Consider the following 12,006-nt stretch of genomic DNA (forward strand, 5'->3'; position numbering starts at 1 on the left):
GGTCGTTGTGTGGTCGTTCTGGCGACCTTTATCAGGTCACAATGTGGTTTTGTTCGATAAGCTCCGTCAGCGTGGTTTGTACATTCTCCAGGGTCACCAGTTGTGTGGAGTGATAAGTACTGCCTGTCCCGTCACGGTCAATAGAGATGATGGTGTTGCTGCCGCTGGTGCTGACGCTGAGATAGTTGCCAAGCGTCGCGGTTTGTCCGTTCCAGCCCACCAGCAAATCGCCGATATCAATCTTGTCGCCCTGCGCCAGCGAGAAGTTTTTCCAGGTATCCGTACCGTTACCGCCCGTGGCATCACTGGCGTTGAGCAGGTTGTAGATCAGCGTATCGCCATACACCGAGCCCACCAGTACATCGCTTTGTGAGGTACTGGTAACCTGCGGGGCGATATCCACCGTCAGCGTGGCGCTGTCGGTATGACCGTGGGTGTCATTCAGCGTGTAGCTAAAGGTCTCCTTCGCCGTGATCGAAGAGAGGGCCACGCCGTTGTTGAGCGTGTAGGTATACGAACCGTCGGCGCGAATTTGCAGTGAACCGTAGTGGCCCTGAATGGTGGTGGTGGCGCTGGAGTAAGGATCCAGCGTGGCGGTACTGCCGTTAAAGCCGGTGATAGTCAGGCGCGTATCGACGGTGTTCAACTGGTCCATCGCCCCGGCGGAGTCGCTGCCGTCAAAAATATTGCCGGTGACGGTATGCGTGCCGGAGGTTTCGAAGTTATCCAGATCGACCGTCGTGCCGGTGATTTTCGGCGTAATAGTTGCCGCGCCTGCCAGCGTGTTATTGCCGGTGAAATTCAGGGTGTAGGTGCCGCCATCCAGTTCCAGCCCGCTCAAATTGACGGTCACGGTGGCACCGCCCAGCGTGATGTTGGCGACCGGCACCGTGCCGGAGCGAATGATCACGCCGTTTTCCACTATCGACCAGTTGATGGTCAGGTTGCCCAGCGTGACCAGCGTTGAGACATCAAAGACGATGGCCGCACCTTTCAGAATGGTGCCCGCCGCGACGTCAAAGGTGCCGCTGCCGCTACCGGTTCTGCCAAGTAACCCCCAACTGGCGCTACCGACGGTGGAATCCAGATAGCCTGTGGTGTCCTGAACCGCCGTGGCCAGCAGGGTATCGCTGACATCGTTCACCGCATCCAGCCCACGGGCGGTCGGCTGGATATTGAGCGATGCGGTATCGGTATCCCCGTTGGGTGCTTTCACCGTGTAGATGAAGCTGTCCGGCGTTTTGGTACCGTCCGCGCCCACGCCGCTTTTCAGGGTGTAGGTGTAGTTACCTTTGGCATCAATGGTCAACGTGCCGTAAGTACCCACAATGGTCGTGGTGCCGGTTGCGGCAATCGCCACACCGTTCACCTGTGTCACCAGCGTACCGACGGGCGCGATGTCGTCGTTCAGCACATTGCCCTGGGTGGAAGTGGTCAGGCTGTCAACGCTGTAAACATGGTCCTCAAGCACGTTAAGGGTGTAGCCGGTGAGCGCCGTAATGCCAAACGCCGGATTCAGCAGGAACAGGTATTCACCGCCCGGCAGGTTCAGCGTCAGCTTATCGGACTGACCGCCCAGCAGCGGCGCGTTTAACCAGTTTTTCTCCACTCGCCACTGCTCAAACTGCTGGGTGACGTCGTTGAAGCGATAAATGTACAGATCGAAGCTGGATGCCACCGCCACGCCGCCAATGGAGGATTGCAGCGTCATGGTGCGCGTTGACCCCTGCTCGACGTCGAAAATAATCGGGTTACTCAGTTTGTCCAGTACGCCCAGATCCAGCACGTTGCTAAGACTGACGTTCACCACCGTAAAGCCGCCCTGCGAGGATGCCCCGTTGTTGATGGCCTCCACATGGGTGTCGTAGGGCAGGGTGGCGACGTTATCCACGGCGGTCACGCTGCTGGCCGGCGTGTCATTGCCCAGAGTAATCACCAGCTTCGCCGACGCGCTGTTGCCGCCGCCGTTGATGGTGTAGGTGAAGCTCTCCGTTCGGCCAATGACCGAGGCAGGACTGTTCGGGTTCAGCGCGTAACTGTAGGTACCGTCCTGATTGATCGTCAGCGTGCCATAGACGCCCTGAATGACGTTACTGCCAGCCCCCAGCGTAAAGCTTTGTCCGTTGGCGTTGGTGACGGTGGTGACGACGGTATCCAGTGGGGCGCTGTCGTTATTCAGCACGTTGCCGGTTTGCGGCGTGGACGTGGTGATGGTGCCGGCGCTGGTCTCTTCGACGCTGACGTTCAGTGCGGTATAAGAGCCGGTCGCCAGTAGCGCCGTATTGTAAGTCAGAACCCGATAAGTGCCGCCCTCCAGTCCGGACACGTTCACCGTGACGCCGCTGCTGCCGAGCGTCAGCAGATTGGCAAACTGCGACTGCGCGGTGTCGATGACGGTGGTCCATGAGTTGGTCGCGGCGTCATATTTCTGGATCGCCACTTCCTGAGTATTCAGCAGCGAGAGCACGACCCCGGTGGTGCTGGCATCGATCACCAGATTTGCGCTGCCGCCGTCCTGAATAGTGAATTCAACGGCTGCCGTATCGTTACCCAACACGTTCGCCACATTGCCCAGCGCGCCAACCAGCAGCAGGCCATAGTCGCTGAGCTGCTCGCTGGTTACGGTCGCATTTGAGGTGAGCTCCAGATTCTCCACGTTATCGCTGGCCGAGATGGGCAGGGTTGGGGCGGTGACCTGCGTCGGGGTCGAGGCGTTGCCGACGGCGTCCGTGGCGCTGACGCTGATGTTCTCGCCGCTGGTCTGTTTGCGATCAAAGGTATAGGTGTAATTCCCGCTGCTGTTGGCGGTGGTGGTGACCGTTAAGCCCGTGCTGAGGGTGATGGACACCGTACTGCCCGCTTCGGCAGTGCCGCTGATGCTGGCGCCGTCGCTGCTGATGGTGCCGGTTGGTGTAGCCGTGACCGTATCCACCGTGACGGTATAGCCTGATGACAGCGTACTGGTGCCGTTGGTATTGGTGGCCGTAGCGGTGAGGACGTGCGTCCCGTCGGCGATATTGGCCTGCGGGGTCAGCGACCAGTTGCCCTGCGCATCCACGCTGGCGCTACCAATGGAGACACCGTCGCTGTATACCGTGATGGTGGAGAACGGTTGGCCCGTCCCGTTTAACAGCGGCCTGGCGTCATTGGTGGCCTGACCATTGGCCACCAGTCCGGTTATTGACCCTACATCGTCCGTCAGCGAGGCGATAACGGGTGCGCCAGGCAGACCACTGAACGGTGCAATGACGCTGCCGGACGTTCCGGTGTTACCCGCTTTATCCTGGGCGACCACCTGCAACGTTTCTCCACCGACCTGCGCCGGATTAATCAGAATGTTAAAGCTGCCGGTGGTCCCGTCCGCGACGCCGGTTCCCAGTACCGTGCCGTTGCTGCTGGTGATGGTGACGGTGCTGCCAGCCTCTGCCGTCCCGGTGACGTGGCTGCCGTTGGTGACCACCGCCAGGTTGGTCGGCGTGCCGGGCGGGGTGGTATCCACCACGATGGTCGATGCCGCCGACGAGGCGCTGACGTTGCCCGCCGCGTCGGTGGCTTTGGCGGTAAAGGTATGTGAACCCTCCGCCAGTGCGGTAGTGGGGGTAAAGCTCCACGCGCCGCTGGCATCCGCCTGAATGGGCGTTGGCGTGAGTAACGTCACACCGTCATAGATATTGATGAATGCCCCCGGTTCGCTGGTCCCTCGCAGTTCCGGCAGGGTGTCATTCGTGCTTTGTCCGCTGCCGACGGGACCCGTGATGTTGCTGACATCATCAAGAATGGTGGCGATCACCGGCGCGTTTGGTGCCAGCGTATCCACCGTGACGCCAAAGCTGGCGGCCGGGCTGACGTTGCCCGCCGCGTCGGTCGCGGTCACCGCAAGGGTATGCGCGCCGTTGGTTAAGGCGGTTGTTGGCGTGAAGGTCCAGTTGCCGTTCGTGCCGACAACAAGGCTACCAATGACCGTGCCGTTATCGGTAAAGGTCAGCGTGGTGCCCGGTTCCGCCGTGCCGTTAAGCGTGGGGCGGGTGTCGTTGGTGCTCTGATTGGGCGAGAGATTGCCGGTCTGCGGCGCGCTGTCATCGACCACTGACGCGATCACCGGTGCCAGCGGCGCGGCGGTATCCACCGTGATGGCGAAGCTGGCTGATGGGCCGACGTTCCCGGCGGCATCGGTCGCGGTGAAGGTCAGCGAATGATTCCCCTGTCCCAGATCGCTGGTGGGGGTAAAGGTCCAGGTCCCGTTCGCCTCGACCGTCACGCTGGCGAGGGGAACACCGTTGTCCGCGATGCTGATCGTGGCCCCCGGCTCACCGGTGCCGGTGAAGCCAGGACGCGCGTCGTTAGTGGTCTGACCGCTGGTCAGACTGCCGGTGACCGGGCCAACGTCATCCAGCACATTGCTGATTACTGGCGCGCCGGGCGAAACGGTATCGACCGTCAACGCAAAATTTGTTGACGCTGGCCCGGTATTGCCCGCGCTATCGGTGGCGGTGACTCTCAGCGAGTGGGCCCCCTGAGAAAGACCGTCCGGTCGGTAGCTCCAGCTCCCGCCTTCGGTCACGGTGGTCGTACCCAGCAGAACGTTGCCATCGTAGACGTTAATGGTGCTGCCAGGCTCGCCGGTGCCGGCAACGATCGGGCGGGTATCGTTTGTGCTTTGTCCGCTGGTGAGATCGCCGGTTCCTGGCGTCACGTTATCGGTGACGCTGACGATGATCGGGGCAACTGGCGCAACGGTATCAACCACCACGGTAAAGGCGGTGCCAGGGCTGACGTTGCCCGCGGCGTCCGTCGCGGTCACATTGAACGTGTGCGAACCATTGCCCAGCGCGGTAGCGGGCGTAAAGGTCCAGGCACCTGAGCCATCGGCTTGCACGGTGCCCAGCAGCGTGGTGCCGTCAAAAATACTGACGGTACTGTTAGCTTCGGCGGTCCCGGCAAGCGTTGGTCGCGTGTCGTTGGTGCTTTGGCCATTGCTCAGCGTTCCGCTATTGGGGGCGACGTCATCGGTAACGGAGTTGATGACAGGAGCCGATGGCGACTGCGTATCTACCGTCAGGGAGAACGCGGCTGACGGGCCTTCGTTACCTGCTGCATCCGTCGCCGTGACGCTCAGATTATGCGGGCCGCTGCCTAACGGATTATCCGGAGAGAGTGACCAGCTTCCGTCGGTGCCCACCACCACGCTGCCCACGGCGAGACTACCGTCATACAGCGTAACGGTAGAACCTGGCTCCGCCGTTCCCTGGAAGGTTGGCTGAGTATCATTGGTGCTTTGTCCGTTCGCCAGCACGCCGGTTGCCGGGCTGGTGTCGTCGGTGACGCTTTGAATCACCGGAACCCGTGGCGCGGTAGTATCGACGTTCACCGTCCAGGCAGCAGAAGGCGCGCTGACGTTACCCATCGCATCGGTGGCGGTGACGGTTATCGCGTGCGAGCCGGTGGCCAGCGTCGGCGCGGTGAAGCTCCAGCTACCGTTGGTGACCAGCGCGGTGCCGATTTTTACCCCATTGTCATAGACGGTAATCGTACTGCCTTCTTCGCCGCTGCCGCTAAAGTCGGGCGTGGTGTCGTTGGTGCTGCCGCCGTTGCTGATGACGCCCGTCTGCGGCTCGCTGTCATCCACCGCGCTGGCAATGGTTGGCGCCGCCGGTGGCGTGGTGTCCACCACCACCACAAACGCTTGCGACGCGAGGCTGGTATTTCCTGCCGCATCGGTGGCGGTGATGGTCAGATTGTGGCTGCCATCCCCCAGGCTGGTGGATGGAGTAAAGCTCCACGCGCCGTTAACCACCTGCACCTGGCCAAGGGGCGTATTGCCATCGTAAATTGTGATGGTTTCACCGTTGGTGCCGTTGCCGCTCAGCGTGGGGCGGGGATCGTTGGTCGTCTGCCCGCTGGTCAGCGTTCCCGTACCGGGGGCGACATCATCCGTCACGCTGCCAATCGCCGGTTGTGTCGGTGGGGTGAGATCAACAGTGATGTTCACCACGGCGGACGATTTGCTGCTATCCCCGCTATCGACAACCTGGAAGGTGTGCGGGCCTTCGCCTAACTCGGCGGTGGATGTCCAGCTCCAGTTGCCGTTTCCGTCGACCTGAACGTTCGATGCGACAACGCCACCATCGACCAGAATGTTAACCGTCGAGTTCGGCGTGGAGAAACCGCGCAGTCCCGGCTGCGTATCGTCGGTGGTTTGCCCGCTCTTCAGGTCGCCCTGAACGCTACCCGTATCATCGACGATGGCGCTGATGACCGGCAGCCCGGTGCCGGAGCCGTTAAAATTAGTGGGATCGCTGTTGTTGCCCGCAGCATCCTCCGCCGTGGCGGTCAGCGAATTGAGACCCGTTTGCGCAGGCGTGACCTGAATCTGGAAGGTACCGTCCGTCGCCACGCCGGATCCAATGACATTGCCGTCGGTGTCGCGGATCGTCACCGTGCTGCCGGTTTCCGCCGTACCGCTGACCGTTGCGCCATCGGCAGAAATTGTCACATCCTCCGGCGCGGCCGGTTTAGTCAGATCGACGTTTAGCGCGATGGAGGCAGAAGGTCCGCTGATGTTACCCGCCGGATCGGTGGCCGTTGCCGTCAGCGTGTAATTGCCTTCGGTGAGCGGTGAGTCCGGGACGATCGTCCAGTTTCCGTCGGAATCGACTTCGGCAGTGCCGATAACCGTGACTCCATTCGACAAGGTGATGGTGCTGCCGGGTTCGCCGGTGCCGCTAATGGGCAACTCGGGCTGATTGGTGACTGCCGGATTGCCTGGCGAGGTGATAAACGGCGCGTCGGGCACCTGGGTATCAATGGTGATGCCAATCGCATCCGATGGCTGACTGGTGTTGCCTGCGGCATCTTTTGCCGTCACGGTAAAGTTGTAGTTGCCTTCGACAAGGTCGCTGTCCGGAGTGAAACTCCAGACGCCATCAATGACCTCGGCGGTGCCAATCGGCACGCCGTTATTCAGAATGGTGACGATGCTGCCCGTTTCGCCCGTCCCACTCAGCGTCGGGGTGGCATCGTTGGTCTGTCCACCATCGTTCAACGGTCCGCCGTCATCGTTGACGGTCAGCGTTGGCGTACCTGGAGCCTGAGTATCCACGCGCACGATGCGTTCCGGCGAGGTGCTGCTGTTACCGGCAGGATCGGTCGCGGTCACCCGGATGTTATGATCGCCCTGTGACAGCGGGCCCGTCGGTTGAAAACTCCAGTTCCCGGAGTTGTCGATAACCAACGGCGACTGTTCAACACCGTCGAGGGTAATGGTGATGGTGTCGCCAGGCGTACCGCTTCCGCTCAGCAGCGGTCGCGTGTCATCGGTATACTGGCCATTATCGAGTATGCCGGTCTGGCTGCCGACGTTGTCGGTGACGGTCAGGTTGGGCACGGCGGGTGGGGTGGTATCCACCAGAATGCCGATTGGTGCGGAGGGCTCGCTGACATTGCCCGCCGGATCGGTGCTGGTGAGGCTAAAGACATGGTCACCTTCATCGAGAGCATCCGACGTGTAGCGCCAGGTGCCGTCAGTTATCGTGACGGTGGTGACCAGAACGCCATTGTCGTAAATGCTGATGATATCGCCATCTGTTCCTGTGCCGCTCAGAACGGGCTGGGTTTCATTGGTCGCCTGGCCGTTGGTCAGTGGGGCATCAGCGCCATCCGTCAGCGTTAGCGTGGGGGCATCAGGCGCGGTGGTATCCACCGTAATGGTGATGGGGATGGATTTATCGCTGGTGTTGCCCAGAGGATCGCTGGCGGTGACGCTCAGCGTGTGATCGCCTTCGCCCAGCGCGGGGCTCGGGGTAAAGCTCCAGCTACCGTTTTCATCGACCTCTGTTGTACCAATGACCGCCGTTCCGTCATACACCGTGATGATATCTCCGGCGGTGCCGCTGCCGCTTAACACCGGCTGTGTTGCATCGGTTACGTCGTTATCCGCCAGTTCACCCACGTTGCTGCCGGTGTTATCCGTCAGGGTTACGAGCGGAATAGCCGGCGGTGTGGTATCGACCGTAATGGTGATGGGAGCAGACGGTGTGCTGGTATGGTTTGCGGTATCAGTCGCCGTGACGGTGAAGGTATGGTCGCCGTCGCCCAGCACCGGAGTGGTGAGCGTCCAGTTGCCGTTGTTGTCTACAGTGGCCGTTCCCGCCAGCGGGATATTTCCGTCCCGAATGGTGATGGTTGCGCCGGGTTCACCGGTTCCGCTGAAGGTTAGCTGATTGTCATCGGTAAGTTGCCCGTCACCCAGATTGCCTTTCTGCGCGCCGATATCATCAACAATCGAACTGACGACCGGGGCATCCGGTGCGGTGATATCCGGCGCCACGACCTCGTACGGCAGGCTGGTATTGCTCGCGGCATCCGTGGCGGTGACGCTCAGCGTTTCACCATTGGCCTGCGGCGGGTCAAGCGCGATCGCCAGCGTGCCGCTCTCCGGGACCGGACCGGATTGCGCCAGCGTATTCCCGTTACTGTCTTTAATCGTAATCGTACTGCCAGGCTCGGCGGTGGCGGTCAGGACGGTGCCGTCCTGAGAAATGACCGCCGTGGGGGACTGCGGCGGTGTGGTATCCGGTGCGGTGACGTTGGCTGGCGTGCTGTTTTGATTCGCCGGATCGGTCACCGTGGCGGTAAGCGTTTCGCCGTTGGTTTGTGGCGTGTCCAGCGTAACGGTGAAATTCCCTTCGCCGTCGGTTTGACCATGGCCAATCGGGGTGCCGTCCGGATCGCGAATTGTCACCGTGCTGCCGGGTTCCGCTGTCCCCGTCACGGTGGTGCCATCATCCGAAACCTCCAGATTTCCGGCGGGCTGCGGCGGGGTGGTGTCCGGGGCGAGGGTGGTCGCCGGCGGACTGGTCAGATTCGCCGGATCTTTGACGATGGCGGTTAAAATTTCGCCATTGGTTTGCGGCGGGGCCAGCGTGACGGTAAATGAGCCGTCGGGTTGAACAAGTTCAGACCCCAGCGGGGTGTTGTCGCTACCGTAAATCGTCACCGTCGTGCCGGGTTCGGCGGTACCGGTCACCGTTGTCCCATCCTCAGAGACATCCAGATTGCCTGCTGCCAGCGGGGGAGTGGTATCAGGCGCTGTTGCATTGGCGGGCGGACTGTTATTTCCCGCCTTATCCGTGGCGGTCGCGGTCAGAACCTCACCGTTTACCCGTGCCGGATTGAGCGGGAAGCTGAATTTTCCTTCACTATCGGCAGTCACGGTGCCGAGTGTGGTGCCGCTGGCATCTGTAATCGTGACTTTACTACCCGCCTCGGCGCTGCCGGTAAGCACGGTTCCGTTCTGCGAGACGAGCAGATCGTCGGGAACTGCCGGAGGGGTGGTATCCACGGTGACCGAGAATTCCACCGTGTTGCCGCTGACGCCGTCCTCTGTGGTCTGTGTGGCGGTGTAGTTGTGCAATCCTTCAGGCACACCGCTCAGCGCGAACGACCACGTGCCGTCGTCGGCGCTCGCCGTCCCGATAGCGATACCGTTTTCGTAAATGGTCACCTCCGCGCCAGGCAGCGCGGTCCCCGTGAGGGTGGGGGTGGTATCCTTCGTAAACTGACCGCTGCCTAACGTCACGGCGGTGGGTTGCGTATCATCAATGATGCCGGTAATGACGGGGGCATCGGGGAAACCTGAGTCGGAACCGAAGAAGGACGCTTCGTCGCCTTCGTTGCCTGCGGCGTCAGAAATATCAGCATAGAGCTGCTCGGAATCGGTTTGTGCCGAGTTGAGGCGAACGGTAAACCGACCGGTGTCATCGACCTGAATGGAGGCAAGAATATGGTGTTGATTGTCGAAAATCGTGACGACGCAACCTGCTTCTGCGAGCCCGGATACCCAGAGTCCATCTTCAGAAACCGTTAGTCCGGAAACCTCATCCGGGGCAATGGTATCGACGGTAAAGGTGAAATCGCCGGAGACGGCGCTGGTGCTACCGTTTTCGTCTGTGGCGGTCGCGGTCAGCACATGTTCACCGTCAGAAAGAGGCGCGTCGGGTTGATAGTGCCAGTTACCCTGTCCATCGACGACGACGGTTCCCATTACCTGCCCGTTATCATAGAGGGTGATGAGGGAGCCCGCGTCACCGGTACCAGAAATCATCGGCTGGCTGTCGTTGGTGGTCTGGTTCACCTGAATGGCGCCGGTGATGCCGGAAACGGCATCCACTGCGCCGGTAATCACGGGGGCAGGCGGTGGTGTGGGGTTTTCTCCTCCCGGAGGGTTCGTCCCGTTATCGCCGCCGCCGTTGTCTCCGCCGCCGTTATTTCCGCCACCCTCACCCGGTGTACCAACGTTACCGGAACCATCATCAGGATTGCCGTTGTCGTTATCATGATGGCTACTGCCTCCGCCACCCGAGGACGCTATTGCCGCGATCCCACCGGCGGCAACCGCCCCACCCAGCACCCACGGCCAGATAGCCTCACCTTCGTGAGATTCTCCGGCGGTGACAAGCAGATCGTCAATGGTTGAAATTTGTTCAAAGTGCAGGCCGCTTTCCGGATTTTCCACCCACCACAGTGCGCCGTGACTGTCTTCCAGCACCAGTTGGCTGGTTCCCTGGTCGTTCGCCACATAGAAATTTTTAACGGTCAGTTTTTCACCAGAAGTAAAGACGATCACCAGATCCTGATTCACGCGAGTCAGTTGGCTGATATCGCTACGCTCTGCGGATAATTTCACAATGGAAGGGGCATTAAGTGTGACTTCAGAGGCTTCAACATTGGTGGAAACGCCCGTCAACTTGGATATAACGGCGAGAAGACGCATATGTTCACTCCTGATGGCTTGCTCTGTGCATTAATTCTTTAAAATCACCGGGCAAGGAAAATGAGCAGACGAGCGATCCCGTTCATCAGGTCGATGAATTGTCGCCGGTGATTTCAATGTGATGGTCACGCAGATGATGGTTTCTGTTGTGTTGAATAACCCTTTGTTTTTTGTGATTCACTGGTACTTTCGTATTAGATGATATAGTCAGAAAGCGCTCATCCTGCAACTTAAGGCATATTTGTGATTTGTTTAGCGAGGGTGAAATATATGCTTTTTTACGCCATCAGGCGAAGCGTAGCAACCTGACATAACAAGAGGGGGTAACTTATCTTTCTGTGTTATAAGGTTTTATTTGATTGATATGAGCAGGGTTAATAATCGATTTCTTACACAAACTGTATTGTTATTTCTGAATGTTAAAACGTCAAAAAAAATTATTTGAAGTATTGGGTAATTGGGCTATGTCCATAATATGAAAATGGCTGAGGATATATTCTTGGCAGTTTTGATGTTTCAACAGAAATAGAAATAAAGGCGGGGAGAATATATTTTTGGAGGTCCAATATGTCAATAATAATGACCCGTCCCAAATAGAGAGACAGGTCACACAGTAATGCGCTTAACGACCTGCATGTTTCATAATGCGCGCTTTATCCAGTTGCCATTCACGATCCTTCAGATCGGAACGCTTGTCGTGCTGTTTCTTACCCTTCGCTACGCCAATTTTGACTTTGCACCAGGCATTTTTCCAGTACAGAGAAAGGGCGACAACGGTGTAGCCTTCACGGTTCACGCGACCATACAGTGAGTCAAGTTCACGCTGATTCAGCAGCAGTTTACGGGTACGGGTGGGATCGCATACCACGTGCGTGGAGGCCACCGCCATTGGCGTAAAGTTAGCGCCGAACAGGTAAGCTTCACCGTCTTTCAGGATCACGTAGCTGTCGCCGATGTTGGCCTTACCGGCGCGCAGGGATTTCACTTCCCACCCTTGCAGGGCGAGTCCCGCTTCGAACTCTTCTTCGATAAAGTATTCGTGTCGCGCACGCTTGTTGAGCGCGATGGTGGCTGAGCCAGGTTTGTGTGCTTTTTTCTTCGTCATAGTGCCGCTCAGTATAGGTAATCTGGAATCGAAAAACACCCCATTTCATCCTTCGGGGGGCAAGGGGATATCTTAGCATGAACAAGGTTGTACCCTGTTGTGGGATAGCGTTTTTTTTACCTTGCGATAA

2 protein-coding genes are annotated in these 12,006 nt (G+C 59.1%); both read right to left on the bottom strand.

All coding sequences use genetic code 11. From position 1 onward, the window contains the following. Nucleotides 1–31 precede the first annotated feature (31 nt). Nucleotides 32–10,771, bottom strand: coding sequence for a BapA/Bap/LapF family large adhesin (locus tag ACERJC_RS14605; protein ID WP_373671959.1), 10,740 nt, complete (start codon nucleotides 10,769–10,771; stop codon nucleotides 32–34). A 622-nt stretch (nucleotides 10,772–11,393) separates the two neighbouring features. Continuing rightward, entirely contained in the window at nucleotides 11,394–11,876 is a 483-nt protein-coding gene (smpB, locus tag ACERJC_RS14610; protein WP_046498167.1) for an SsrA-binding protein SmpB, read from the bottom strand. Nucleotides 11,877–12,006 lie beyond the last annotated feature (130 nt).

The sequence above is a fragment of the Citrobacter telavivensis genome (assembly GCF_041807075.1).
Lineage (GTDB): Bacteria > Pseudomonadota > Gammaproteobacteria > Enterobacterales > Enterobacteriaceae > Citrobacter_A > Citrobacter_A telavivensis.

Excerpts from the sequence above, each read along its gene's own strand:
- ACERJC_RS14605 (WP_373671959.1), bottom strand. The coding sequence starts at position 10,771 with ATGCGTCTTCTCGCCGTTATATCCAAGTTGACGGGCGTTTCCACCAAT.
- smpB (WP_046498167.1), bottom strand. The coding sequence starts at position 11,876 with ATGACGAAGAAAAAAGCACACAAACCTGGCTCAGCCACCATCGCGCTC.